At 57.2% G+C, this 26109-nt stretch carries 21 protein-coding genes; 12 read left to right on the top strand and 9 right to left on the bottom strand.

Going from position 1 to position 26109, the window contains the following annotated elements:
• The first annotated feature begins 294 nt into the window (after nt 1-294).
• A complete protein-coding gene (locus CZ375_RS00490) occupies nt 295-831 on the top strand; it encodes a hypothetical protein (RefSeq protein ID WP_143803034.1) in 537 nt (178 codons plus the stop codon).
• 25 nt (nt 832-856) lie between these two features.
• Here CZ375_RS00490 and CZ375_RS00495 read toward each other — a convergent pair whose 3' ends face one another.
• A complete protein-coding gene (locus tag CZ375_RS00495) occupies nt 857-1006 on the bottom strand; it encodes a DUF1653 domain-containing protein (protein WP_077597389.1) in 150 nt (49 codons plus the stop codon).
• Here CZ375_RS00495 and CZ375_RS00500 point away from each other — a divergent pair.
• The 10 genes from CZ375_RS00500 (at nt 1005) to CZ375_RS00545 (ending at nt 13155) form a co-directional block, all read left to right on the top strand.
• On the top strand, nt 1005-2963 hold the full coding sequence (locus tag CZ375_RS00500; protein WP_077597390.1) for a DUF3320 domain-containing protein: 1959 nt from the start codon (nt 1005-1007) through the stop codon (nt 2961-2963). The two genes, CZ375_RS00495 and CZ375_RS00500, sit on opposite strands and share 2 nt — an antisense overlap.
• A 113-nt stretch (nt 2964-3076) precedes the next feature.
• On the top strand, nt 3077-3787 hold the full coding sequence (locus tag CZ375_RS00505) for a hypothetical protein (protein ID WP_077597391.1): 711 nt from the start codon (nt 3077-3079) through the stop codon (nt 3785-3787).
• Nucleotides 3784-4884, top strand: a complete 1101-nt coding sequence (locus CZ375_RS00510) for a zinc-dependent alcohol dehydrogenase (protein WP_234966768.1) — start codon at nt 3784-3786, stop codon at nt 4882-4884. Before CZ375_RS00505 ends, CZ375_RS00510 begins: the two co-directional genes overlap by 4 nt.
• An 865-nt stretch (nt 4885-5749) precedes the next feature.
• Nucleotides 5750-8287 carry a metallophosphoesterase family protein gene (locus tag CZ375_RS00515; RefSeq protein WP_159438318.1) on the top strand — a complete coding sequence of 846 codons (2538 nt, stop codon included), beginning with the start codon at nt 5750-5752 and terminating at the stop codon, nt 8285-8287.
• A 225-nt stretch (nt 8288-8512) separates the two neighbouring features.
• Complete coding sequence (locus tag CZ375_RS00520) at nt 8513-9376, top strand: AraC family transcriptional regulator (RefSeq protein WP_234966769.1); 864 nt, start codon at nt 8513-8515, stop codon at nt 9374-9376.
• A gap of 19 nt (nt 9377-9395) precedes the next feature.
• Nucleotides 9396-10448 carry a hypothetical protein gene (locus CZ375_RS00525; protein ID WP_077597393.1) on the top strand — a complete coding sequence of 351 codons (1053 nt, stop codon included), beginning with the start codon at nt 9396-9398 and terminating at the stop codon, nt 10446-10448.
• The gene (locus CZ375_RS00530) at nt 10448-10678 is read left to right on the top strand and encodes a hypothetical protein (RefSeq protein ID WP_077597394.1); all 231 of its coding nucleotides are present in this window, start codon (nt 10448-10450) and stop codon (nt 10676-10678) included. Before CZ375_RS00525 ends, CZ375_RS00530 begins: the two co-directional genes overlap by 1 nt.
• Nucleotides 10679-11022: 344 nt before the next feature.
• The gene (locus CZ375_RS08055; RefSeq protein ID WP_234966770.1) at nt 11023-11271 is read left to right on the top strand and encodes a hypothetical protein; all 249 of its coding nucleotides are present in this window, start codon (nt 11023-11025) and stop codon (nt 11269-11271) included.
• Nucleotides 11268-11837: a hypothetical protein gene (locus CZ375_RS00540; RefSeq protein ID WP_077597395.1), complete on the top strand. Its 570-nt coding sequence runs from the start codon at nt 11268-11270 to the stop codon at nt 11835-11837. Before CZ375_RS08055 ends, CZ375_RS00540 begins: the two co-directional genes overlap by 4 nt.
• Before the next feature lie 271 nt (nt 11838-12108).
• The gene (locus tag CZ375_RS00545) at nt 12109-13155 is read left to right on the top strand and encodes a Fic family protein (RefSeq protein WP_077597396.1); all 1047 of its coding nucleotides are present in this window, start codon (nt 12109-12111) and stop codon (nt 13153-13155) included.
• A 176-nt stretch (nt 13156-13331) separates the two neighbouring features.
• On the opposite strand, the gene CZ375_RS00550 is transcribed toward CZ375_RS00545, so the two are convergent.
• The 3 genes from CZ375_RS00550 to CZ375_RS08300 all read right to left on the bottom strand — a co-directional run bounded on the left by CZ375_RS00550 (nt 13332) and on the right by CZ375_RS08300 (nt 15855).
• Nucleotides 13332-13895 (bottom strand): hypothetical protein, encoded by a 564-nt coding sequence (locus CZ375_RS00550; RefSeq protein WP_077597397.1) that lies wholly within the window; start codon nt 13893-13895, stop codon nt 13332-13334.
• 376 nt (nt 13896-14271) lie between these two features.
• Nucleotides 14272-14799 (bottom strand): hypothetical protein, encoded by a 528-nt coding sequence (locus CZ375_RS00555; protein ID WP_200799662.1) that lies wholly within the window; start codon nt 14797-14799, stop codon nt 14272-14274.
• A gap of 813 nt (nt 14800-15612) precedes the next feature.
• The gene (locus tag CZ375_RS08300; RefSeq protein WP_200799664.1) at nt 15613-15855 is read right to left on the bottom strand and encodes a hypothetical protein; all 243 of its coding nucleotides are present in this window, start codon (nt 15853-15855) and stop codon (nt 15613-15615) included.
• Nucleotides 15856-16586: 731 nt separating this feature from the next.
• Between CZ375_RS08300 and CZ375_RS00570 the strand changes: the two genes are divergently transcribed.
• On the top strand, nt 16587-19238 hold the full coding sequence (locus CZ375_RS00570) for an SHIRT domain-containing protein (RefSeq protein ID WP_143803036.1): 2652 nt from the start codon (nt 16587-16589) through the stop codon (nt 19236-19238).
• 157 nt (nt 19239-19395) lie between these two features.
• On the opposite strand, the gene CZ375_RS08495 is transcribed toward CZ375_RS00570, so the two are convergent.
• The 5 genes from CZ375_RS08495 to CZ375_RS00600 all read right to left on the bottom strand — a co-directional run bounded on the left by CZ375_RS08495 (nt 19396) and on the right by CZ375_RS00600 (nt 26013).
• Complete coding sequence (locus tag CZ375_RS08495; protein WP_143803095.1) at nt 19396-19530, bottom strand: DUF4368 domain-containing protein; 135 nt, start codon at nt 19528-19530, stop codon at nt 19396-19398.
• A gap of 422 nt (nt 19531-19952) precedes the next feature.
• Nucleotides 19953-20903: a PRD domain-containing protein gene (locus CZ375_RS00585; protein WP_077597401.1), complete on the bottom strand. Its 951-nt coding sequence runs from the start codon at nt 20901-20903 to the stop codon at nt 19953-19955.
• Nucleotides 20904-20921: 18 nt separating this feature from the next.
• A complete protein-coding gene (locus CZ375_RS00590) occupies nt 20922-21494 on the bottom strand; it encodes a PTS sugar transporter subunit IIA (protein ID WP_077597402.1) in 573 nt (190 codons plus the stop codon).
• The gene (locus tag CZ375_RS08500; RefSeq protein ID WP_077597403.1) at nt 21455-21847 is read right to left on the bottom strand and encodes an ImmA/IrrE family metallo-endopeptidase; all 393 of its coding nucleotides are present in this window, start codon (nt 21845-21847) and stop codon (nt 21455-21457) included. Before CZ375_RS08500 ends, CZ375_RS00590 begins: the two co-directional genes overlap by 40 nt.
• An 83-nt stretch (nt 21848-21930) precedes the next feature.
• On the bottom strand, nt 21931-26013 hold the full coding sequence (locus CZ375_RS00600) for a Cna B-type domain-containing protein (RefSeq protein ID WP_159438320.1): 4083 nt from the start codon (nt 26011-26013) through the stop codon (nt 21931-21933).
• Between the last annotated feature and the right edge of the window lie 96 nt (nt 26014-26109).

The raw sequence follows: 26109 nt of genomic DNA on the forward strand, positions 1-26109 counted from the left end.
AAAAACGCCCTTCTAGATCTGGTCGTAGTGTCGCAGTGTCCTGACCGACACGCAGGCGATTCGGGCTGCCTCCTGGATCTTGTACATTCGGCACTCCATTCGCCATCAGTTGTAACCCCTGACGTAACGTGAGGGTCAATGGAAAAATTTTTTGTGCGCCCACCGTGACCCATGCCAGGTCCCGACTCCATCGAGCCGATGTTGGCGCTATCCTCGTGCGAAAGCGTTTCGTAAGGAATGGGTCTTGCGGCACTGGGCACTTCTCGCCAGACCTAGCATCGGGAGAGAAGTGTCATGTCGTCAGGAGCAGTCATGTATACGGTGCCGCGCGAGTCAGAGATGCAATACGTCCGAGAGGCATTCGGCCGCAAGGGGTCGATTCGCGTGCCCCTTGCCGTCTCTCTTGTGGGGACGGCCCTGCTTGCGCTCGCATGCGTCCTCGACAACGACTTTCCTGACCTCGGGACCCGTGTTGCCATCTTCGTGCTCTTCTCGGGATTCTGGTTCGTCTGGGTCTTTGCCCATCACGTGCTCTTCGTGCTGTGCAAGGGGGCGTACCGCGTCTTCAAACCTGCGGCCGTTATTCCCCTTGCGGCGTACGGCCTGTTGATTCTCAGGCTCCTTGTTGACCTGTCCAACCTAGTGGCCTTTGGCTATTCGGGAGACATCGAAGGGCCGCTCCTTCTCATCATCGCGCCATTGGGGAGCTGCATATTCGTGCAGCTGATCATGCTCGTCTACGGTCTCGTCCACGGCTTCGAGGACGGTGACGAGCTGCTTGCGCAATCCATGCGCGAGGATGCCGACAAGACCCCGAAGAACCAGAGTTAGATTTCACCTGCGCTCGCGTGGGAGCCTACTCGGCGGCCACCTCAGGCAGGCCCTCGACCAGCTCGAAGCGTAGATCCTGTGCGACGTCGGGGTACCTCTCGCGCTCGACCGGCGAGAGGAACATCTCCTTGGGGCGTGCCCAGAGGGAGCCGTCTCCGTAGAGCTTGCGGTAGATGACGAGCTCGCCCGCGGCTGCGGTGGTGACCGCCGGGGCGGGTGCGGGGGCGGATGCGGGGGACGGAACCGGGGCGACCGTCGACGAGCCGGCGGCTGGCTCCCAGGAAGTCGCCGTAGATGATAGGCCGCACGGGGAGCCCTACGTGACCTGCAAGCCCAAGGAAACCAGCGTCTCCGCCGAGGAGTACGCGGGCGGGCGGTGCGACAATGAGATTGCCGAGAGGATGCGCGCGATCGTCGAGTCGGAGGCGCCCATCGACAAGACGTGGCTTTTCAACCGGGTTCGGGCGGGCTTCGGCATTGGCAGAAGCGGCAGGAATGTGCTCGCCAAGAACGAGGAGGTGCTCTCCCGCCTGCCCCACGTTTCGACGGAGTGGAACGGGCGCGAGTTCGTCTGGAAGGTCGGCCAGGACCCCGCATCGTACACCGCCTTCAGGGTGAACGCAGACCGACAGGTCGACTGCATCGCCTTCGAGGAGCTAAGAAACGCCATCCTCCACGACCTCCCGTACGGCTTCGCACTCCAACCCGGTGACGCCGTCTCGCAGGTAGCCGGCACGTTCGGCTACGCAAGGGCCGCTTCCCGCATAAAAAACGTGCTCTCCAAGGCGATTGAGCGCTGCGTCGCGGACGGGCTGCTCGCGCGGGGCGAGGACGGTTCCGTATTCGCCGCCACTAGCGAAGGCTTCAGATTCGCTGCGGGAGTCGAACCGGGCGACCCTGCGTGCGTGACCGAGGGCTACTACCGCGACGGCGAGACGTTCGTCGGCAGCGTTTCCTACGAGAAGCTGCTCATCGTGCTCGTCTCCTTCATCGTCGCGCTCGACGGCATGCCGCTCGGGTTCTTCCTCGAGGTCCCGTGCACCGCCGACGAGGAGGGCAGGCTCCGCAAGGCCGAGGGCGACCCCCTGCACTGGAAGGTCTACCTCACGGGCAGGCTCACCGGAGAAGAGGCGTTCGCGCTCCTGTTCCGCAACCGCGACTCCCTGCTCAATACGGGCCTCGTAACCTTTGGGTTCTTCTCCCCCGAGGCCCGGGCCGAGATTTCCCTCGACCAGTACAAGGTGGTCACCCTCACCGGGCTCGGGGAGGAGGGAGCCGCGCACGTGTTCGGCATGGCCGGAATCCCCGACGCCAGGCCCGTGACCGTGTGGGACACCGTCACCCCGGAGACTCCTGCGAGGAACTTCGCCATCTCGTGCGGAGGCGCCACGCTCGACTCGATCCTCAAGGACCTGGAAGAGGACTTCGGGCTGGCGCTCGACCACTACGAGGCCGAGGGCGAGGAAGGGTCCGCGGTTCCGGTCGACGTCGATTCGAGCGTCGCCGACTACGTCGAGCCGGATGCCGTCGGCTACGAGCTCGCGAACGGCGCCGTCGTGACGATGCCAGCCACGTACCGGGAGGTCGATGCCATGCCGGACGACCCCGAGGGCACCCGCGCGTTCGCCATGAGGAGTGCGTCCTCGCAGGCCATTGTGCTCGCGTACCCCATCGACGGCGACTCCCAGATGCCCTGCGACGACACGGACGAGGTGGTGTCGGGCATACGCGGCTCGCTCAGCGACGATCAGGGCATCGTTGAGGTCAGGTCCGGCGGCAGCAGCGGCAGCCGGTTTGTGTACAGCATCGTCAAGACCGCGAAGGAACCGTCCGGGGTCCAGTACGCGCTCGTGCTCGATATGAGGAGCTCGAAGCGTCCGGTCCGAATACGGGGCTTCTTCGACGAGTCGGGCGCGACCGGAGTCCGGGACTCGACGGTCTACTCGATGTTCGCGCAGGTCGGCGGCAGCGCGCCCGACGGGTGGGCGTGCGACCCCTACGACGCTGGCTGGGGCAAGGGCCTCCTCGCCAACAAGTCGGAGCAGCCGGAGTTCGACGCGCTCTTCCCGGAGCACCCGCTCACGGAGGCGCGGCGCCTCATCAGGTACGCGACGACCCGCACGGTCGGATAGGGCAATGGTTCGCCGAGGAGCCGAGGGCGGCCGTCTTGCGACCTGCTGTGGCAGCTGTTCGCTTGCCGCGAGAAGTATGAGAACGATAAGAAAAGAACTGTAGGAGGACGATTGTGAAGCCCTATGAGAACGAGCTGTTGAATTCGATGGTAGCCCGAATCGAGGAGATGGGCATCGGCGCTCAGACGACCACCGCCAGGCTTGCCGCCCAATGCGGATGCGAGGGCGAGGACGTCGACATGTTCGGGCTGGACGATGCCCTGCGAAAAGAATGCGCCAGACGGGGCTATCGGCTCGACATGTCCGCTCACGAGAACATGGTCGTCGGCCTGCCCTACAACCTGGAGTTCACCGTGAAGGCGCTCCACGGCACTAGCAACGCGGCGGTCCCGCCGAACGGCCGCGGAAGCATACAACGCCTCGAACTCGGCTGGATGTGCATGGTGGGCAGCATGGTGCGCGACTATGCGTTCCAGAGGCGCGAAGACGGCGGCTACGACGTGACCGTCGAGCTGGTCGGCGAGCCCTCGTCCTTCTCCGGCACCATGAGCAGGGACGAAGCCGAGTCCTTCGACGCGGCGCTCCAGCAGATCGGTGTGCTCGGTTGGCGCAGACCGCAGTACAAGGTCAATCGCGGCTACCTCATCACCGATCAGGAGAGCTGGCACTTCGCTATCGAGCGCGAGGGGTACAAGAGGCGTTTCCTCCTCGACGGGGAGGGCCAGTACCCTTCGGGCTTCGAGGACCTCCGGTATCTCGTCGAGGGTGTCGGCGCGAAGCTGGGCGTGCCGAGAGCGTATAACGATCACTCCGGCGAGCTATGATGACTCGCAGCCTACGCGGCACGGTGCGCGTTGATTCGCTGCGCGCCCGTTTCCCAGAATCACTCGGACTGCGCCATAATGCACCGGGCAATATCCGTGTGGAGGAGGCGCCGATTCCCACGCCTGGGCCTGGCGAGGTCGTGATTAAAAACAAGGTCACGCTACCTTGTGGAACCGATGTGAAGACGTATAAGCGTGGGTATCGCTATGAGCCCCCTTTTGGCTTTGGTCATGAGGCTTCCGGCATTGTGCATGCCGTGGGGGACAGGGTGGAGAAGTTTAAGGTCGGCGATCGTGTTGTCGCGCACAACTCAGCCCCCTGTGGTCACTGCTACTACTGCAAGCATGGTCAGGAATCCATGTGTGAGAGCCTGATTCAAAACCAGTTCGACCATGGTGCCTATGCCGAGTATCAACTAATTCCGGCGCCCGTCGTAGAGATGAACATGTTCTCCCTGCCCGAGACCATGTCCTACAAGCAGGCGGCCCTGCTTGAACCGATGGCCTGCTCCGTGTACGGCACCGCCAACTGCCCAATCGAGATGGGCGACTACGTGGTTGTTAATGGATGCGGTCCCATTGGCTTAGGTTTTGTGCGCATGTGTGTTCTGCGTGGCGCTCACGTAATAGCAGTTGACGTATCCGATGCTCGCCTTGAGGCCGCAAAAAAGCTTGGCGCCATTGACACCTACAACCCTACCAAGGATGACCAAGACCAAGCCATGGCAGTAAAGGGTCTGACTCCCGACTGTCGCGGCGTTGACGTGGCCATCGAGGCCACCGGCCTGCCTTCCATTTGGGAATCCGCCATGCATATGGCTCGTCCAGGTGGCTTCGTGTTGCTTTTTGGCGGTCTTGCCAAGGGCTCGGAGGTCAAGCTGGATGCTGGCCTCATGCACTACAGTCAGATTACGGTGAGGGGCGTTTTCCATACCACTCCCATGTATGTAAACGCCACCTTTGAGCTCATCAAGATGGGCCAGTTTCCCGAAGAGATCTTCGTGCAGAATGAGTATCCCATCGAAGAAACCGAGAAGGCCATTCTGGAACACGCTTCTGGTGCTGTGATTAAAAACGCGATCGTATACAACGACTAGACCCCTTATGTCCTAGTTAGCTCGAGCACCGGCTTGCCGATAGGCTAGCCGGTGCTTTGCGTGCGTTAGCGCAACCTTCTGCGTCGGGCATCCCTCCTTTCATCTCAATGAGAGGGAACGGACAACGTTTGTCGCCAAGCGAGATAGCAATGGTGTGGCTGCGCTCCTGTGTGACCACTGAACTTGCGTTTATATAGGCCCTGTCGAGATGGAACGCATGTCTTGTCAGTACTCTCGGAGCGCCTCTGCTGTCCCTTCTGTCTCAACCAACCACGTGTGCCTCTCGGCGAGTTGTACGTGCAAGAGGGCTATAACCTGCGTTTCAGCAACGCTGCGCGTTTTTGATAAATCGGACCCCACTCCACACGCCCCCAATCGGTCCAATTCACCGGATTATTCACGGCGTAAGCACCCTTGGGTAAATCTTTCGCTGCCTAGCATCAAATGGGCGTCTGGTATGCGCATGTGGTTATGTGCCTTGCGAATGTGTGACTGCCGAGAGCAACGAGGAACTTACAAGGACCGATGGGGGACTCGGGTATATCAGGGTCAGTATCCTGTTTCATGTAAACTCATGAAATGCTCCTGCTCGTGGGCGCGCACGGCTTTGGTAGCTAGCGCGGCGCGCGGCTCCCTAACACATTCCTAAAGAAACCTTACTCTGCCTTGTTATTCGGCTGACATTCAGACGCGAAAATCAATCCATAGCGGTGCGGCAGGCGCCTCGCCGTCCCATTGATTCAACCGGTTATGGAGGTCATAGATGCAGCAGGCAGACAGCGTACCAGGCGACAAGCCACTCTCGTTCTCGCGTCGTGGATTTGTCCATCTCGCCCTTCTCGGTACAGGAGCGGGACTTGCCAGCATGGCAGCACCGTGTGCGGCACTCGCCGCCCCCACCGCCAACGACGCGAGCGACAAGGGCCTCACGTCCCTACGCACTGTCGTTCTCTCTGACATCCACCTCCTCTCGAGCTCCCTCTATTCGGAGTGCGAAGACTTCATACACGCGGCAAACTCCGACCGCAAGATGTTTCGAGAGAGCGGGGCGATCCTGGACAAGGCCCTCGAGGATGCCGTCGCCTTTGGCGCACAGCTCATCCTCGTACCCGGTGACCTCACCAAGGATGGCGAGAGGCTTTGTCACGAGGAGGTGGCCCAGCGCTTCGAGGCCGCGCTGTCACGTCTCCAGAAGAAAGGCATAGAGGCCCAGGTCCTGGTGATCAACGGGAACCACGACGTCAACAACTCATACGCCATGGACTTCTCGGTCGGGTCCGCCCAGCCCACCACCCATACCTCACCGCAGGACTTCGTTGACATCTATGCGGAGCTCACGTATCAGAACCCTGCGACTCCCATCACGCGCTACAGCACCGAGCTGGGCCAGGGAGGGGGACTCTCGTACGTGACGCGCGTGTGCAAGGGCCTTACCGTCATTGCGGTGGACTCCTGCAAGTACAGCGCAGACCAGACGCATGCCGCGGATGATGAGCACGAGACGGGCGGCATGGTGGGGGAGAGCCTCCTCGCCTGGGTGTGCGAGCAGGCCAAGAAGGCCCGTAAGGCGGGCGACGTGGTCATTGCCATGCAGCACCATGGCATTGCCCCCCACTATTCCATGGAGCCCAGGGTCATGGGCGAGTACCTCGTGGACGATTACCAGAGGATCGCCTCCGCCTACGCCGACGCCGGTATCTCCTGCGTGCTCACCGGGCACATGCACGCCAACGACGTCATGAGCCTCACCTCGGCTGCGGGGAACACCATCTACGACATCGAGACCTGCGCGACCTCGACCTACCCCTCCGAGACGCGTCAGGGAACGGTCGAGCTGTCGAGGTCTGGCGCAACGCTGAACGTGGACCTGCTCCTGCCGTGCCACTCGCTTGGCGCGGTCGGCTTCACCGATGCCGAGACGGGTGCGGGCATCGCGGACATCACCGCCTACGGACGCAAGCACCTTCTCACCCGCGACGTCGTGACGACGGTGGGGGAGTCGATGGGCGCCTCGATGCTGCTCGGCAAGATCGCCGAGGCTGGTGGCACGAAGGAGGCCATTGCGTCCCTCATGGGCATTCCCGCTGACGGGCTTGCCGGCAAGCTGCTGGGCCTTGCGGCGACGATTCTTCCCACCTCCAAGGAAGAGCGCATCGACACGCTGATGAAGCACAAGCTCCCCGGCAAGCTCAAGGCATGGTTTGACACCAAGGAGTCCGTTGTCAGGCTTGCCACCGACGAGCAGGGGCAGAACGGCCTGTCGTTCGTTATCGGCCCCAAGGGCATAGACGGCCTTATCGACCGCGTCTGCGCCGTCTTTGACGAGAACCTCAAGACCCCCGAGGGCAGGTCCCTCGTGGGCGACCTCATCTCTCGCCTGCTCGGTGCCCTGGCGGACTCCAAGGTGGACGCGACGCACGCGCTCTTGGACCTCGCGAGCACCGCCTACGCGCTGCATACCTATGGCAACGAGGCCCCCGAGGCATGGTTCGTCGCTGCGGCGCAGGCGCTGGCGGAGAAGGACCCAGAGGCGCATGGGGCTCTGCTCAACGTGCATGATGGCAGCCCTCATTCGATGCATGCTGGCGTTATGCGGGCTGCCGGCTCGTCGACCACGGACGGCAGCCTCATCGCCCTGCTCACGGCGGCCATCACAAGCGCATGGCCCGCGTTCGTGGACGAGCGGCTCGTGGGGTCGGCGCTCTACAAGAAGCTCGGTGACGTCGCGACCAATATCACGGACATCATCGCGACCGAGCGCGGCGTCCCCACCGAGGGCAACTCCGACACCACGATGCAGTTCGCGCTCATCATGCTCTCCGGCGCGATGACGACGGGTGTCTCGATTGCCAAGGACCCCATGAACCCCACCATCGTGGAGCTCATCAAGGAGCTCGCGGGGATGGGCATGAGCTTCGACATCGTGAAGGCCCTCAAGGGGCTTCCCACGCTTCTGCTCACCATGCCCCTGCCTGCCTCCGATGGTGCGAAGACGACGGTGGCAGACAAGCTCAAGCCGGTCGCGATATTCGCACAGGGCTTCATCGAGTCCCTCTCGACCGACAACGGCTTTGCGGAGGATCGCGAGCCCGCCCTCAAGGCAAGTGCGACGGACCCCGACTACAAGGAGCCCAGCACGCCAAAGGACGATGATACGAAGGGCGACGACACGAAGGGCGACGACACGACGAACGGCGGGGTCGTGGCACCCATCTCTGGGAAGGACGATCACTCCCCAAAGGACCCTGGCAATGGCACCCAAGGCAAGGGAGGCCGTTCGGGCGACAAGCGCCTGCTCCCTGGGACGGGGGACGAGTCGCCTCTGGGCTTGACGATCGCCGCCGGCATAGGTGCGCTTGCCCTCGCGGTGAGAAAGAAGCTTGACGGTCACGTCGTCGAGTAGGGCCTGACTGTTCCGGTTGGTTGCGCGTACGCGGGTGCAGAGAGGCAAAATCGCCCTTGTCCCGTTCCGACAGCCCGCTAGACACGCAGGCAAGGAATGACTTTCGGCGAGCGCTCCCCATGGGTCTGCATGGGGGGCGTTCGCTTATCCTGCAACCAGCAGCACCCGCACCCGAGAAAACCCGTGCGGGCCAGCTAGGGCCAAGGGACCGCGCGAGGCGATATCGTGCTGACCAAGGAGGTGGGCATGGGCGTGATGGAGGACTTCAACCGGGCGGTAGGGCACATCGACGCGACCCTCACGGAGGGCGCGGACGAGGGGGAGCTGCGCCGCCTGTCGGGATACTCGCGCGCGGCGCTCAGCAGGGTCTTCTCAATCTTCACGGGCATGACGCTGTCGGAGTACGTCCGTGGGCGCAAGCTCACCGAGGCGGCATTCGAGCTGCGCGACTCCGGTACAAGGGTCATCGACGTCGCCCTGCGCTACGGCTTTGCCTCGCCGGACTCGTTTGGCGCGGCGTTCAGGGAGTTCCACGGTTGCACCCCCTCCGAGGTCAGGGATGGACGGCCCTTCCGGGTCATGTCCAAGTTGCGTCTGACGCTCAGCGTCAGGGGAGGAGAAGAGATGAGGATCAGCATCCAGCGCAAGCCGGCCTTCACGGTTGCGGGTCTTGGGCGGGAGGCCATCGGAAGCGCGGAGTGCCCGGCGGTGTGGGATGCCCTTCTCGAGGGCTGGGACGAGGACGCGCTCGTGGCGCTCGGCAGCGGCCAGAGCTTTGGGGCCTGTTACGGCATCGAGGGCGCGGACACCATCAACCACTTGGCAGGGTACGACGCCGCGGACGCGGATGCGGCGCGGGAGCTGGGGCTGGACGTGCTGGAGGTCGCCCCAGCGGAGTACGCCGTGGTGTCGCTCACGGGACCGGTGCCCGAATGCATCCACGAGGGCTGGCGCTACGTGATGGAGTCCTTCCTGCCGGAGCGGGGCCTGCGCCACTCCGGGGCGCCGGACTTCGAGGTGTACGGCCCGGGCGACATGTCAGCGCTGGATTACAGGATGGAGCTCTGGGTTCCGGTGGTGAGGGAGTAGGAGGAGACGACCCGGTTCCTTGGTGCCTATTAGCTCGCTGCCTCCCGCCAAGGTCGTGCCTAGGGTAACGGTCCCGGAAGCCTCGGTGTTTGACAATGGGATGAGCCTAATCCCAGCATGGGAAAACGAAGCTCTCGTAAGGTTTTTCGCGGATGCCGATAATATGGCACGATTCGCTCCAGCTATCTACGATGTCATCAAAAAGCTCATCAGACGTGGCGACAAAAAATACGTTGCGGATTTCACAGCGGCAGCCGAGGGAATGATGAAAAGAGGCGCGCTCGTGTTGAACGTCGAGAAGAAAACGGGCGCTCTTCTTCCGACGCTCAGGAGCAAGGAGACCGGTCGCATTGTGGAGCAGGTGCGACTAAAGGCCGAAGAGCTGCCACGGGATATGACACAGCCAGTCATCGATATTCAAATGCAGGCGATGATGGCGAATATCATGGATGCGATCGAGGCAGTCGCCGCTAACGTCGAGGCTCTGCGCATCGAAAACCAAGCGGATAGGATCGCCTTGGCGGAAAGCGCTTGGCAGCAGCTTCAGCAGGCTATGCTCATTGAAGACACTCGACTCCGAGAGATGAAGATTCTCAATATCGCTTCGTCTGCCACTCAGGCACGATGTACGCTTGAGGGGAACTTCAAAGCAGAACTCTCGTTGGCAATGGGCAAGCAGGGGAAAGCGAAGGATTGGGGCAAGGCCGCCAACACGGCAATGGTCGACCTCACGGTGATCGCTCTAATGGCGAAGACAGAATACGCTGCCTACCGCGTTCTCGAGGAGCCGAAGGCCGCCAATGCAGCGCTCGGGCAATTCAAGCAATTCATTTTGGACAACGAGCTTGATGAGACGCAGACCTTGCGTCTGCTCAACTCATACAGCAAGGGCAATCGGGAAGATATCATTAAAGGTTTCGTTGAAATCTCAAGTTCCGTGGCAAAGCTGGAGATAGAAAGCCCCGACGAGCCAGCCGGGCTATTGGATGACGTCCCTGCCGAGATTGCCGAAGAAGAGCTAATCGAAGGCGAAGAGGGAACGGAAGAAGCGGAAGAAGGCCAGGAGCAATAATGGCTGCGAAATGTATCATCTGCAAAAAGGAGCTTCCCGAAGGTTCCAAATTGCCAGTTTGCGAATACCACAAAGGCGTAGCAGCCGAAAGGGTGAAGCAAGTCGGCGTGGGGATCTTGACAGTAGGCAGTCTTGTCGTAGTGGCAGCAAAGGACACGGTTGTCCCTGTGCTTAAGGACAAAGCCCTGCCTGTTGCGAAGGATGCAATCAAGTTGGTATTTAGGCGCTAGTCGTGAGGTACCCCGGTGTCGATGCCGTGTTGATGCGGAAGTACGTGTAGGCTGTCTTCGAGCTCGCCCATGCTGTGCCAGCACCACCAACCAGGGCGTTGCAGTTGTAGAAGCACTGGCTTCCGCTATCGGCCGCGAGCGGCGTGAGAGAGGCCGTCCCGTTTCGGACCGCAGCGTCGAGGCGCGAGAACGCGTAATCGTCCTCGTCGCGACGTCGCCGACGTCAACCCTCGCGACCGCGCCTGCCACCGCCGACGAATCGCATCCCATGCCCGGAAGCCTTGGCGCCCATGCTCGATCCCATGCCGCACGCCTGCGCCCCTTTGATCCGAATACCCGCCCCGGTGCTCCTTGGACGCGCAGGGTCGCACGCCGGCAGGCGTCCGCAAGGGCCGCGACACTTTCTCGGCCTCTACGACCGGGCCGCCTCCGAGCGGCGCACGTCGGTCGATCTGCTCTACGGCGGCGCCCCCGTGGAGGAGGTCTCCTACGCCGCCGGGGAGAGCCTCGACGTGGTGGCCTCGACCATCGACCTCGTCGACCAGAACGAGATGCTCCTGCGCGAGCAACAGCGAAGGAGGAACCAGCGATGAACGTGAGGATCACGTACCCAGGCGGGAGGATAGACGTGTTCGACACCTCCGCATACGGCGCAAGCGCACCTTTTGACGGCAAGAACATGCTCAAGGATTTCGAGGTCTGCCTCAATGGCATCGAGGAGGAAGGCCTTTGGCTGGTGGCCAACTACTACGCAGCCAAGGCCGAGTACAGGGAAGGCTCGACAGGAATCCCGGTGGCCAGACGCTCTCGAGGATGGAAGTTCCTGCTTGCGACAGCCGACGAGGCCAAAAGCCTGTGTGATGTGACCATCGATGGAGAGATGGTGATGGCAAGGATCAACGACTCGGTCTGCAACATGAGGGAGTTCGAATCCGCTGCCCTCATGAGGATCGGAGCCTCCAACGACGGCGTCCTGGAGCGGATAGCGAAGCTGCATGCCTTCATGGCGTTGGAGCTGAAAGAAGAAACTCCGGCGACCCCAGGGATGCCGGCAGAAGTGGTCGAATACGCGCTGAGCACGACCGAGGCCCAGCCCGAGAAGGGTAACAAGAGGGTCGTTTCAGAGGATTGGGGTGATATGGATGAAGTTGATTGGTAAGTGCATTTCAGGATTCATCAGGTGGCTCATCAAGGCAGTCTTCAGGTTCATGTGGGATTCCCAGTATGCTTGAGCCTTATTGGATGGCAAGGACTATCCGTTGTCCCGCCATGCGCATTCTGCGTCCTAACGCAACAAACGCGCAACCGGACAGCACTCTATCCTTTCGCCCAACATACTGAGTCTTTTACCTATATCTTCGACAATGGTAGAGTATCTTCGTCAGATATGACAGATGTGGCGAGAATAATGTCAGGATGGCGGAGATGCTATGGCGCAGTTTGAATACGGAAGTACGCTTGGCATGCTTATGGTCCCAGAGGTGGTATCGGCTCTCGGGGATATCCGCGAGCTCAAAGGGAAGACCGCTTCGCTCTCAGCAACCAGCCCCGAAACGTTCTCGGCGCTGATCGAGGTTGCTAAGATCCAAAGCACAGGCGCCTCGAACAGGATTGAGAACATCTCCACTTCCGACAAACGCCTGCGCGAGCTTATGGCAGACAAGACGGATCCGAGAAACCGCGACGAGAGGGAGATTGCAGGCTACCGGTATGTCCTTGACGAGATCCACGAGAGCCACGACAACATCCCCGTCACGCCGAACATCATCCTCCAGCTCCACCGCGACCTGTATCGCTTCTCCGGCGATTCCTACGCCGGCAGATGGAAAGATGCCGACAACGTGATCGCCGAACGCACGGCCGAGGGAAAGCTGGTCGCCCGATTCGTCCCCACCTCTGCCGCCAGCACTCCCGCCGCCGTCGAAAGGATCTGCTCCGAATATTCGAGGCAGATAGACGCCAGGGCGTACGACCCCTTGCTCGTGTCGCTTGTCTTCATCTTCGACTTCGTTAGCATCCATCCCTTCAACGACGGGAACGGCCGCATGAGCAGGCTGCTTACGCTGCTGCTCATGTATCGAAACGGGTACGACGTGGGGAAATACATCTCGATAGAGAAGGAGATCGAGGGATCGAAAAAAACGTATTACGAGGCCCTGCAGGCAAGCTCTTCGGGTTGGCAGGACGGCGAAAACGACTACGTCCCATTCGTCACGTACATGCTGGGGGTAGTAATCGCCTGCTACAGGGAGCTCGACAGCAGATTCTCGATTGCGACTCTGCCAGTCGGAAACGAGGAGGCCATCAGAGCGTTTTTCGACAGGCTGGTCGGAACGGCGACGAAGCGCGAGATCATGGATTCCAACCCGAACATGAGCCAACGCACTTTGGAGCGAATCCTCGCAAAGCTCCAAGACGAAGGCGTCGTAGAAAAGATCGGCGCCGCGAGGTCGACGGCGTATCGACGAAGAGGATAAAGGCTCACTCCTTGCTGGTGGTATTGGTATCGGAATTGTAGGAGTCAAATTTGGCGAACGAAAAAAAGCCCGTCCTGTTGCCTCTTCAAAAGCACTTAGGTAAAATCTTAAGTGTTTTTTGAAAAAATATAATTTAGAAATAAAAAACCACCGAGTGGTTGCTTATAGCTTTTAATTTAGTTATCTTCTTCTACCATTTCTAAACATTTATCTAAATCAAATTCTTCTGTGAATTCTGGATCCATATGGGTTAAGAAGTGCCAATCTTCTGAATCTTTTTTTCTAAATAGGATTGCTTCTCCGTCTTCTGATCCGAAGTAGGCTCTTTCTACTTGGTAGCCCTTCTTTTCTAGATTTTTCTTTACTTCTAAATAATTATTATCTCTCGCTTCGATATATTCTCTTAAATCTGAATTCGCTACTGTGTAGGCATCCACTCTAGTTGCACCGTCTACGATTCCTTTTCCTTTTTTAGATAGGTTTGGAATTTCTTTCCAATATACTTCTACATCGCCATCTTCTGTAAACATAAACTTAGTTAGTGGTACTACGTTGCCATTTATTTCTAGTTCCATGTAGTCTGAGATTGAATCTAGCTTTACAGTCTCGTATTCAAATCCGTCTATCTCTTCAAATTTGTATCCTTTGAGTTGAGATACAAATTTTCTTCCTTCTTCTATGGTGTCAAATAGTCCTAGCTCTGTGCTCATTCCATCTTGGTATAATTCTAATATAAACATTTTTTCTCCTTATCTATTTAACTCTATTTCAAATTTAAAACTTGAATCGCCTTGGGTTGCTCTATGCTTAATCTTGTAGTTTTTAGAAGACTACTAACTATATAGAGCCCCAGCCCATTGCTGTTCTTCTTGCTAAGATTAAAGCCTACGTCAAAGATTTTATCTATGTCGAGACATAGACGTCGAAAATGATAAAAGCCGCGTGAGTTCCTAAACTCCTTTTGAACAGGTATTTTGTTGTTTCTGGGGCTGTTCGCTGGCGTGCTGGAGGCTCAGTAATCGGGCGCTCGTCCCCGATCTTCCCGTTGGATTGGTGCACGTTTCTGGTTGAGGGGGTCTGCTGGTGGGCTTGCGTTAGCTGGTACCTAGTGCGGGGCTAGAACATAAAATCTGGCATCGAGAAGGCTTCTGGCACGTTGTATCTGATTTCGTTGGCTTCTTTGCGGACGTTGATGTTCGAGCTTTCGAGGAGAATCGGGTTCAGATAGGGCTTTCCTTCGTGAAGGAAGACTGCATTGGAGACGTTGGTTCGAATGTAGGTGGCGCTCTCGCGGGTGAATCCGAGTCGTTGGAGAAGAATAGTTTCCTGTTTCGTTGTGCCGTACTCGATGTAGCCGTACCAGTCATTGTCGAACTGCTCTACTCCGTGGACCTTCTTGTATTCGTTGGAGAATTTGAGGAAGTAGTTCGACAGACTGAAGAGGATGACATCTTCAAGAACTTTCAGGATTTCACTGATGACGATGTTGCGGTGCTGGAGCGTGCTCTCGTAACGGATCTCTCCTTGCCCTTTGATGTAGAGCGTCCCTTGCTGTAGGCGGTACCTGAGGGCACGGCTCATGATCGAACGGAGTCCGTGACCTTCCATCCATTGTGTAAGCAATACGGTGTACCAGCGCAGCATCGTGAGCTGGTTGCCGTACCTATCTGTTTTTCCGAGTGTTTCGGGGTCGTAGACGCGCCATTTGAAAATTGAGGCGAGCCGTTCGAGAAACGCGAGAGTTTCTGGTGAGGGCCTCGGTGTGCGCCTTGTTGAGGACGAGGCTGGCGAACGGGATCTGTATCCCGCACGGCGTGTAGAGGTCCGTGCCGATGTGGATTAGCTGCTTGATCAGGGCCGCTGCGGCGGCATCCGGCTCGCTCACGACGCGCCTTCCCGCCGCGACCAGCATCTCCACGGTCCCGGCGGGCGCCCCCGATCAGCGGGTTCTTCCCGAAAGCGTCGTAGGAGACCGAGTAGGTCGCGGGGATCCGCGCGCCGGTCCTGAAGACGTTGGCGTCCTTCACGCAGGTGATGCTGTTCGTCATGATGTTCGAGGTTCCGAACACGAGGCCGAGCACCGGGTCGTGGCCGAGGGTCGCGAACCGGTGGTTCGCGCCCTTGAAAATATTGAGGTTCTCAGCCTCGTAGCGGGTCGCGTCGTATGGCACGCCTCGCGAGGAGAGGATGTGGCTCCTGGAGGCGAACAGGCGGCCCGATTCCGCCGGAGCTCCATCGCCGAAGCCGGAGAAAACGCGGTCCTGGAAGTTATGCAGGGTGTCTTCCTTGGCGTTGCCCGCTCCCGCCCGCTCGACCTCCGTCAGAAAGTTTTCGATGGCAACAAGAGAACGGGTGCCGCCCTACTTGGCACATACCTCAGGATGTCTGGCATTGGCTTCAGGCCTGACCACGCAGCCTTCCTCAAGGTCATGTAGGTGTTGCGGATGGGTCGGTAGGCTACGACGCGCTCGTCGATTGGGTTGAAAGCGTAGTGGAATAAAGCGCTTCGCGACCTGCGGCACGTCCATGAGGCCGTCGGGCAGGTCGTTCGCTTCGGATGTCGAGGAGGCAGCAGATCCACATATCTCCGCCCAGCATGTTGGTGTAGCGCAGGTAGCTTAGGTTGAGCTTCTTGCGCAGGTCGATTTCCTGGCAGCCCGTGCTTCCGTCGGGCAGGGTGACTTTCCTGCGGCGCTTCATCGGGACGCCCGGCCGTGGCCGCGGGCGCCCGCATGCTCGCGCCGCGCGCCCTGATAGGGGCACGCGTTATGGGACATGGTTTTCACCAGTCCTTTCCGCCGAACATCGGCAAATCCAATGGCAGACAAGGGCTGGTGTGAGATGCTTCCCGATGTGATCAGGCGTGGGCACCCCACACCAACCGATAGCCACTGGGACGGCAATCCCGCTGGCTATCTTGCTCTAAGCACAGACAACGCGACCATCTTTCCTCACGGAACAAAAGGCAAGAATGCGCGTCTCATATTCGGTAAGGGTCCTTGAGCCGTAGTCGGGGCGTTTAACCGTTCCGTCCTGGACAAAGCGCGCACAGCCGTAGCCCACCTGGAGGCCATCGTGGATAGTTTCGATATCAAGCTTCGGGTTAAAGGCAATGTTGGATGGTCCAGAAAGACCGCCGCAGCTCCAAATGTCAATAAGAGCCAAAATGGCAAAGAATCGAGTGCACTATTTTGCTAAGAAGAAAATTGATGCCACAATTGAGATGTGATGAGCATATGATTAGAACGCATATTTATAAATCGCTAGAGTTGGGTGACTGATTCACCGGCAATGAAAGAGGTAAGTAATGCTCAAAAGGGGACAACAAATCTGCGGTGCTTTGTAAAAAAATTATACTGGATGAATCAAATTGATAGAAAACGTCAGAGAAAGGAAAATCCAACGCTATAGCGTAGATGGGTAAAATAATTATGATTATAATGAAGCATAAAAACGTTATCAGATTTTTCTCGCTCGTGTTGGCGTCCTTGATGATTTTATCCATGTCCGAGGCACCAATTACGTATGCCAAAAACTTGCAAGACGAACCTCAGCCTGAAAATCAAATTGTTCCTCCTGTAAAGGAAGAACCATCAAGTATCAAATCCAACGAGGAACAGGGCGAGGATCTAGAGATCGGGCCGGAGATTGTTGATCAACCAGTGCGCCAATCAACTTTACCGGCACCGACCATTGGCAAAGTCTTTTACGATGCCACAACTATTTCTGGCGCTAATGTACAACGAAAAAGAGTTGGCAAAAAGACTGTAAGATCGACTGTATATGTGACCCTAAAAGATAAGAACGGTAACGAAAAAGCCACTGTTTCCGTTACCCCTAAAAGTGGAACTAGTTGGACGGTAAATCTACCTGGCGGCGTTACTGTTGCGGCAGGCGATACCGTCACTGCCTATCAAACTTTGGATGGCGCTACCTCTGATGTGGTGACCGCAAATGCTGAGCCATCAATGGCAAATCAGACAACGCTCACAATGCCCGCCGGCGAAATCTGGATTGAACACCCGGACGCCAACCTTGTAAATAAAGATGAGCAAGCAGAAGCTATTGAAATGCTGAAGAAAGCCAATCCGGACATTGCGAAAGACATTAAGAAAGTTGAATTCTCTATCGATTACACGAACCATGCCTACTATGAAGTGACCTATACCGATGGATCAACCTCCGGAAAAGTTGAAGCCACGGACCTAAAGATCAAACAGGTAACGGAAACATCTGCTGCTCCGACAATAAAAAAAGTCCAGGTAACAGACGGACAGATTATCGTTACTCTTGATAAAGAGGTTGCCGCAGGTACAAAATTTTATTTTGTCAAAGAATTTACGGATCATGAGGACAATAATTTTTGCGAAAACGGAAGCTGTAAAGTGGACAAATCTAACTCAGAAGAGATGTCTCAAGCAGTATCCGTTAACGGCACAACAGTTACTTTCCCAATCAAGGATAAGGTTAACGATTTAAAACTCGGAAGAGAGTTCGGTATCGCTGTCAAAGAGCCGCATAAATTCCGTTCTTGCGCGAAGTCTGAGCCGGTAATAACAACTCCCAAAAAAGTGGACGTAAGAGATCCCAAAAAGCTAACTGATGACGATAAAAAAGCCATCGATAAAGCTGTTCGAGATGCCAATACGGTAAATGGCGTATCTAAACTCCCGGATGGAACTGGAGATAATGACGGTACACCTGCATTCATCGAATTTGATAAAGACGGAAACGTTACAATAATCAGCCCTAATGATGTGGTTGTTGATTGGGATAGTAACTACAAACCGATATATGCAAAAAATCCCGATGGAACCTATAAACTAAACGATGGAGCCAAAGTCACTAAATTCCCTGCTAAAGATTTGGTGAAGAATCTAAAACCTGATTCTCCCAAGATTGCCGTTAATACCGACGATGGAAAAGTCACCATTACCCCGCCTGCCTATGAAAACGCAGGTGATGATACCGACTTGGCGTCCTACACGATTACGTATAAGGACGAATCGGGAGCGGAGAAAACCGTCACCGCAACGAGAACCGTAGACGCTACAGGTAAGACCACGTGGACATCGGATGGCGCAACGGTTGATGCGAATACTGGGGTAGTAACCCTGGAGATTAAAGATTTAGCTGTTGGCGACACCATTACGGCAAAAGCAAAAGACAATGGTGGTCTTGAGGGTGACACTGAAGAGCTTGAATCAGATCTGGCAAGCAAGACTCTCGAAACTGCCACTGTTAGCTACAACGGTAACGGCGGCACCGGCGAAATGAAAGGCAAGAAGCTAAACAAGGGCTCAAAATACAAGATTTTGAGTAATGCTTTCACTGCCCCTGAAAATCAGGAATTTGACACTTGGGAAGTGAATGGCAAGAAACTAGCGCCAGGCACTGAGATTACGGTCGACAAAGATACGCAAGTCACAGCAATTTGGAAGGAGGGCCGGGTCAAGCTAAAAATCACTACATCCGTAACAAACGGAACCATTGATCCGAGCTGTGATGCGTATAAGGGAGACAACAAGACCATAAACTATGCACCAAAGGATGGTTACAAGCTAAAGAGCGTAACCGTTGATGGCGCGGAAGCGGATATATCTCAGCATCCAAGTAGCTATACCTTTACGAATCTCGATAAAAACCATGAAATAGCCGTTGTGTATGAACTCCCTACATATACAGTGACCTATAACTGGGGTGGAGAGGCACCGGAGGGAAAGGCTGTTCCGAAAGATACAGGCAGCTACTACGCCGGCGACCACTACGACGTGGACGCCACCTACAAGGCGGGCGACACGGCAGAGGGCGAGAAGGACGGCAAGAAGGGCACGTGGACCTTCAGCGGCTGGACCGACCCGAACAACGGCACCATGGGCGACGGGGACGCGACCATCACGGGCTCCTGGACGTTTAAGGCAGAACCGGTCAACTCAGAGAATGAGAGGACAAATTCTCGTGCAAGTGTTCTACCAAAAACTGGCGATGCAATGAGTACCTCATTCTATGTAGGTGCTATGGCGCTAATAGGATCTGCTCTTTTGGCACTAGCATTGGGGCTTGAGAAAAATAACAACCAATAGGCCAGACAGCGCAACTTAGGGAGTTTGTAATCCCGAAATAAACGGTATAGTCGTGAAATGCGACTATACCGTTTTTTGTCTTTCTTTTTTGTGGTGGCATAAACTCACCAATGCAGCCCCCTACGACACGCATCCTCTGCATCCTGTGAGTGCTAATTTACCTTGGTTTGAAAACTTCTATGCGCTCTACGAATTCGCGTATGATCTTTGGCATTAGTTCCTGAATACCGGCGTGTTTGCGTACCTTGGCAAGAAAAAAGAGCCATCCTCCACGGCTCCTTCTTTCTGAGATGAAGGACTAGGCTCCATAGCGATTGCGGAGTGCATTATCGCTGGTCAGAATGGATAGCAATCTGTGAAAAGAACCACAGCATAAGATCGATGTCTAGAAAAGGCCGCTCGGCAGATAACTCTCGCGCCGAAGGGTTCTTCGGCGGGCTCAAGGGAGAGCTTCCCTTCTGGAGAGCTGGGATGGCATTGGCCTTGATGAGCTCGTCTGCATGCCTGATGAGCGCCTGAGACGGCATCGCGACGTTCGTCTTACGAGTGATTTCTGGTATCTGAGTCCACGCCAGCATCGACAAGGTCTTGGTTTGCCGCCAAAGGCACCCAAGGTTTAAAGGCGATGCTGGGTGGCCCAGAAAAACCACCGCAGTCCCAGACGTTCCTTTGTCGTACCGTTAGCTTTAGAACCTGGAAGTTTGGGCAAAACGATCAACGCGACGCCAGCCTCGAGGAGCGCTCCCTCGACCAACGGAAAACCTTCATGCTTAGTGGTCTGTGTGAGAGCGAAACCCACAGCGGACTCGAACTTTTCCCTGTCATACTCAAGAGTATTGACCTTCTGAGCCTCGTTTTCCGCAGTCTGGACAAGAGCATTCGCCTTACAATCAGCGTGCCGACGGTGAGGCGGACGAGCTCCCTGATGACGTCGCGCTCGACGGGGTCGTCGACGTAGCCCTTGGTGCTGGACGCCACGACCGAGCAGTTCTCCAGCCCGTCGAGCGCGCGACGCGCAAAGAACTGCAGGTGTCGGACAAAGCGCTCGTAGGGCAGCGACGTGTCGTCGAGGGTCGTCGCGTAGCAGTCGGAGACGATGGCGAGGACGTCGCGCACGAGCTGGACCGAGACTATGAGGCGGTCGGCGCGCTGCGGCATGGTGGCGTTCACGATGTGCAAGGTGATGAAGGCCCGCTCCTCGTCGCTCATCTGAATGCCCAGGTAATCCTTGATGATCTGGAGCGCGTGGCCGGCGAGCCCATACTCCTTGCGGTAGAACTGCTGAATCTCGATGAGCAGCGGGTTCTCGCGGGGGATGCCTTTGCGCTCTCGGTCGAGGGCGAGGGTGATGTGGTCGGCAAGCGCGATGAGAATCGCGTCGTCGATGTTCACGTCAAGCTCTTCGCGCAGCATCTCGACGATGTCCTCGGAGATCGCAAGGTTAATCACGGGAATGGACTCGAGCAGGCTGGACAGCCGGTCGAGGGCGCGGGCGTCGTTGGCCGTGGACTCGCACAGTGCGTAGATCTTCTCGACGGAGGAAGCCTCGACGACGTCGCCGGCGTGGCGGCCAAAGCACAGCCCCTTGCCAATCACGATGAGCTCGGCACCGTCGTCGGAAGTAATCATCGCAACGTTATTGTTGAAAACGCGCTTGATTATCATGGCAATCTCCGTGAGGGTCTACTCGGAAAGCCAGCTGACAGGTTCTTTGGCGGCAACGGGGCCAGCAGCGCGCTCGTGCAGCGTGGAGCCCTCGGTGCGCTCGCACACGACGACGAAGACCGTGGGGTCGAAGCCGGCGGCGCGAATGGCCGCAAGGTCGATTATGACAACCGGCTGGCCTGCATCGACGTGGTCGCCCTGGGCGACAAGAGCCTGGAAGCCCTCGCCGTTCAGTTTTACGGTGTCGATGCCGATGTGCACCATGACCTGGGCGGAGCTGTTGTCGGACGAGATGGCAAAGGCGTGGCCGGTCGGGAAAAGCGCGGCGACCGTGCCGGAAACGGGGGCAAGGATGGTCTTGCCGTTGGGATCCACGGCAACGCCGTCGCCCATGGTTCGTCCACTGAAAACGAGATCTGCGGTTTTCTCGAGGGGAACAAGTTCACCAGAAACGGGGGCGAGGATTTCAAACTCGGAGGCCTTGTCCGCCTGCTCGCGAGCGCCACCCATTAAACGAGAAAAGAAGCCCATGCCGCCTGTCCCTTCATAAATCAAGCCCAACCAAGACCTGGTGTACGCACCACAAAGCATAGCGACACCAAAAGACTTTGGTTAGGCCTACGTCCGAGGGACTCGGTAACCTTCCCCATTTCTTTTTCTATTGAAAATTTTAGCACTCCGCGGGCCTTGTTTCTAGCACGACGGCCGAACGGCATCCAGTCTGGGACAAGAAGGTAGTTGGCGAAGATGTCCGCCTCGTGTTCGTATTTTTCCTCGTCGGTACTCGGATGCATGAGGGCAAGATGTGCGAGCTCGTGTGCGACGGTGAAGCGGATGTGTTTCCGATCCTGGCGGTCGTTGTAGAAAATGACGGTCCTGGCGGGGGTGAAGTCGGGCGGGTAGGATCCAGGCCCGATTTTGCCCCTTGACAATGTCCTGCTCATATTAAAAAAGGAGGGCCTTTGGGGCCCTCCCGGTCCTGCTTTTCTGTGGCGCCCGAGCCGTGTGATGCTTGGGTGCCTTGAGCCTATCTGATGCGGCTTGAGCTGAGGCGACGCCCCAGGAAGAGTGCACCCAGCGCGGCGGTAAGAGCCAATCCTGCCAGACCATAGGTGCTGGTGGTATCGCCCGTCTGGGGGAGGGGCGACTTCTTAGACTTCTTTGGCGTGCCCGGCTTGGTATTGGTGATAGTAAAGCCCGCCCCCTGGTTGCCGGTGATGGTAGATTCGTACCCTTCGACGGCGATTTCGTCCACCGTATAGACCACAGGGTTTCCGTCCTCATCGAGTACTGGGAGCTGCTCGAAGCTTCCCGTCCATCCGTGCTCGGCATCCAAAACCAACGTCTTATCCGTGGGCTGGCCATTGCGGATCAGGGCGATGGTGATTGAGGAGGGGCGCTCTGCAGGGGTGTCGTTCTGCCACTGCTTGGTGACGGCGATGGTGGTCGTCTTGACCTTCTTGTTCTTCACCAGCAGCGGACTATCGAAGCTTCCCGTGCCTTCGGCGTTGTTGGGCGCCTTCGTCACCTTGACGTCGTTGCCGGTCGCCTCAAGCTGCAGCGGCTCCTTGAGCCTGAGGTACCCATCGGGAGCCGTCGTTTCGGTCACGGTGGTGGTGCCCTCGGCAAGTTTGATTACATAGAGCACGCCGTTGGCATCGCTCAACGAGTTGACGGTTTGTCCGGTGTTATCGGTGTACTGGAAGACGGCCCCTGCGAGCGGGTTGCCCTGCTCATCGACCTTCTTGATGACGGCGTAGGGATAATCCTTAATGGTGGCAAAGGCGGCGTATTCCTGTGTCTTCAGTTCCGCATGGCCGCTGGCGCCGGGCTTCTCCTGCTCGGCGCTGAGCTCGACGTGGTTGTTAATTACATCGGCGGTCAAATCGACCGGCTTGAGGATGGTCGCATACTCGAATTTGTAGGCATAGGGCAGCGCACCCTCGGGCGTCTCGGGCAGCGTGAAGGTGATGGTGTGCTCGTGCACGTCATAGCGAAGCCCAACCTCGCCGTCTTGCGGGGTGCCGGTCACCACGGTGACCGGGGTGTAGTTTTCATACTCGCTACTTGCGGCCAGCTGGTTGGATCGCTGAATGGTGAAATTCTCCAAGACGGCATTGCCCTTTTCGTCAATGGGAATGCCGATGTTCTTGTCCAGCGTGTCCTTAAGCACCACATCGTGAAGCGTGATGTCGAACGGCTTGTAATCGAAGCTCCACGCAAGGCGGTCTCCCACCACCTTTGGCGCCTGCTTGGAAAGCATGGTGGAGGTGACCGAGGCAGAGCCTGTTGCCGAGGCGAGCTTTTGGTCGCCTGCGGTGAGGGTTACGTTGTTTTTGAAGGTAACTTCCTCGCCCTGAGGCGTGCTCTTCATGAGCTTCTCAAAGACGTCTTCCGATACCTTGGCGCGTATGACGATGAAGTAGGGCGTTCCGTCGTACTGCTTGAACGTCCAGGCCATGTTCGCCTTGTCGAACGTAAGCTTGGCCTGGTCAGGCGTCAGCTTCTTAATAGCCTTTCCTGGAGGCATGAACGAGGCAAACGGCGCACTGCCCGGGATAACGACGCCGCCGTAGTCGATGAAGCCAGGCGTGCCCGGCTCGGCCTGATAGAGGTAGTAGTCAGGCCCGCCATCCTCGACAGGCACCAGCGTGAGGCCGTCTTGCAGGGAGTCTTGAATCGTGAGCTTGGTGAAGTCGCCCGCAGGCTTGGTGCCTCCAAGCTGGGCGAGGTAATCGCTCAGGTTGAGCCCCTGTGGGTTCACGTCGATGCGAAAGAGGATGGTGCGGTCCTTGTGGTTGAAGGTCTTGGTGGGCTCCACCTCAGGTATCCCGGTGATGAAATCCCGCCACGAGCTCTTCCAGCCGTTCTTGCTGACATCGTCCATATTGTCAAGCTTGGCGTCATATTCCATGGCGAACTTGTCGAGGAGATTGCCCGGCAGTTCGTATCTGTCGACAGCGGAGAGGGTCTTGAGGGTCGCGCCGCTGCCCACGGCGAGCACGGCGGTGTTCTTATACCTGAGCTCAAAGGACCCATTCAGTGTCTTTTGCAGATTCTCGACGATGTTTTGTGCCCGCGTGTTGAGGGTAAAGGTGTACTTCTTAATTTGCGAGAACCCGCTGATTTTGACGATTTCACCCACCTTGGTGCCGCTGGCATTCACGATGGGAAGCACCGTCTCGGAAAGCTGTGTGCCCGGCTGGCTTGCTGTGGCGCCCTCGTCCTTGTAGCTCAGCGAGCCCGGCACATACGCCTGATTGAAGTTGAAGAAGGTCTCGTTCCGCTCGCCTGCAATCAGCTTTTTCAGCAGGTCCTGGTCAAATGAGCCCTGCACCTGGAGGGCGTTCTTCTCTGCATTGAAGGCGTCTTCGCTCCCGTAATAGAAGCATTCATAGGCAAAGCGCTCGTCAGAAGGGAAGACGTTGGTGAAGTCCACCGTCACCGACCATGGCAGCAACCCCTGGTTTAGCACCGTGGGTTTATAGCTTTTCAGGGCGTGCTTTTCGATGGTTGCCAGACCACTGTAGACGGGCGGGTTCTTGGGATAGACCACCTCGGCGCAGGTGTGTATCTCGGCATCATTCTTGAGCGGTCCGATCTCAGTGTTTGCATCATATATCTGCTTGACGGTGATGCGGTACTGGCCACTGAGACTCTTGATGAAGAACCAACGGTTCTCGACGGGCTTGTACCCATCGTGTGCTTGTACTGGCTTGGTGGGCTCATGCCACCCGGCGCCGAGATTATAGAGTTCTGCGTTGTAGGCAGATAGGTCCGGACACTTCTTGTTTTCCCCCTCTGGGAACTTGGGAAATGATGTGGGGTCAGCGGGCGTCTGCACATCGGTTACTTGCGTCCAGCTGCCGTCTTTCCCGGTCATGCTGTGCTCATAGGTGACGTCCACGCGCTTGGGCGCCGCCTGGCCGTCAAGCGACCCACTGAGGATGTCCCCGACCCAGGCCGGTCCGTAGCTCTCATTTGGCGTGCCGGCAACGATGGTCCAGATGAGCTCGCGCTCGCCAGTGTCCTTGTTGACGTCAATCTTCTGCAGGTTTTTCTTGAGTTCGAGCGGGTGATGCACGACAACCGTGGTCTTATCCCGCTTTTCTTCGGTATTTGGAATCTTGAGCGTGGCCTCATTGGTCACCGAGGTGGTGGTTGCAGGGTTGGGCACCTTGGTTTTAAAGCTAATCTTGGCGGTTGAACCTTGGAAGTCATTGGGGAAGACGTACGTCACGGTCTTGGTCGCTGCGTCATAGACCGGGGCATCGTTAACTGCCTGGTTATTCACGGTAAAGCTTCCCGCGATGTACTCGCCAACCTTCGAGAGGTCGTCGGTAAACGTCTCTCCGCCGAGGTTGGTGGCTCCGGCGCTGGACGTCTTTTTCACGGTGCTTGTCCAGGTGATGGTCTCTTTGGTGGACGCATCGTCCAGGGCGCCCGCTTTAGTGAGGCTGTACTGGATCTTCTCTTCTACGGTGGGGAAGGGATAGGTCTTATCGAGCACTTTGACGAACCGCTTGTTGCTGCCGGGCGTTTGCGAGGACTGTTCTGAAGCTTGGTAATGGCCGGTAAAGTGGACCGTGAGGTCCCTTCTGCCATCGCTTTCAAACTCAAACTGCCCGTTGGGGTCATGGAAGTTCATGCGAGCTGTGACAGGGCCGTCCCCATCCTGAGTGAGCGTGATGGTGCCAACCTGCTTGCCGTCATCAGGGCTGCCTGGCGCCTGCAGGTAGACGGGAACGGAGTTGCCGGACGCTTCGGTCGCTTTAAAGTTCTCGCCCAAGCTGAACTCTGCATAATCACCATCGTTGACCTGCTGGGATGCATCTCTGATGCCTCCTGCCGCAGGTGTGCCAATCATAGTGTCTTTGATAATGGGGAAGCTGAAGGTGACGTTCACATCAAAGGGCTTTTCGGGGTCCACGGTGTCAGTGACCGGCTGACCGTTTTGCGAGACCACACCCTTCAACGTGGGGCTGATAAGTGCCGTTCTATCTTGAGAACCGGCAGCGCGTGCGTAGTTTGGCAGCACGATGGGCACTGCGCTCACGAGCAGTGTCATCATCACCATGGTGAGCATTGAGATGCGACGTTTGAGTTTCATTGCAGCTCCTTTTTCAGGCAAATAATAGGCGCATTGTAACAAAAATCGCATCTCTCGGTGCTGAGATGGGGGATGAGTACCTGCACTTATTCGGCG

Source organism: Olsenella urininfantis, assembly GCF_900155635.1.
Lineage (GTDB): Bacteria > Actinomycetota > Coriobacteriia > Coriobacteriales > Atopobiaceae > Olsenella_G > Olsenella_G urininfantis.

Bases quoted from the DNA above. Each gene is read 5' to 3' on its own strand.
- CZ375_RS00515 (WP_159438318.1), top strand. From the start codon at position 5,750: ATGGCAGCACCGTGTGCGGCACTCGCCGCCCCCACCGCCAACGACGCG.
- CZ375_RS00600 (WP_159438320.1), bottom strand. From the start codon at position 26,013: ATGAAACTCAAACGTCGCATCTCAATGCTCACCATGGTGATGATGACA.
- CZ375_RS00570 (WP_143803036.1), top strand. From the start codon at position 16,587: ATGATTATAATGAAGCATAAAAACGTTATCAGATTTTTCTCGCTCGTG.
- CZ375_RS00555 (WP_200799662.1), bottom strand. From the start codon at position 14,799: ATGCTGCGCTGGTACACCGTATTGCTTACACAATGGATGGAAGGTCAC.
- CZ375_RS00500 (WP_077597390.1), top strand. From the start codon at position 1,005: ATGACGAGCTCGCCCGCGGCTGCGGTGGTGACCGCCGGGGCGGGTGCG.
- CZ375_RS08300 (WP_200799664.1), bottom strand. From the start codon at position 15,855: ATGAAGCGCCGCAGGAAAGTCACCCTGCCCGACGGAAGCACGGGCTGC.
- CZ375_RS00545 (WP_077597396.1), top strand. From the start codon at position 12,109: ATGGCGCAGTTTGAATACGGAAGTACGCTTGGCATGCTTATGGTCCCA.
- CZ375_RS00490 (WP_143803034.1), top strand. From the start codon at position 295: ATGTCGTCAGGAGCAGTCATGTATACGGTGCCGCGCGAGTCAGAGATG.
- CZ375_RS00590 (WP_077597402.1), bottom strand. From the start codon at position 21,494: ATGCTTTGTGGTGCGTACACCAGGTCTTGGTTGGGCTTGATTTATGAA.
- CZ375_RS00585 (WP_077597401.1), bottom strand. From the start codon at position 20,903: ATGATAATCAAGCGCGTTTTCAACAATAACGTTGCGATGATTACTTCC.
- CZ375_RS00540 (WP_077597395.1), top strand. From the start codon at position 11,268: ATGAACGTGAGGATCACGTACCCAGGCGGGAGGATAGACGTGTTCGAC.
- CZ375_RS00530 (WP_077597394.1), top strand. From the start codon at position 10,448: ATGGCTGCGAAATGTATCATCTGCAAAAAGGAGCTTCCCGAAGGTTCC.
- CZ375_RS08500 (WP_077597403.1), bottom strand. From the start codon at position 21,847: ATGAGCAGGACATTGTCAAGGGGCAAAATCGGGCCTGGATCCTACCCG.
- CZ375_RS00510 (WP_234966768.1), top strand. From the start codon at position 3,784: ATGATGACTCGCAGCCTACGCGGCACGGTGCGCGTTGATTCGCTGCGC.
- CZ375_RS00550 (WP_077597397.1), bottom strand. From the start codon at position 13,895: ATGTTTATATTAGAATTATACCAAGATGGAATGAGCACAGAGCTAGGA.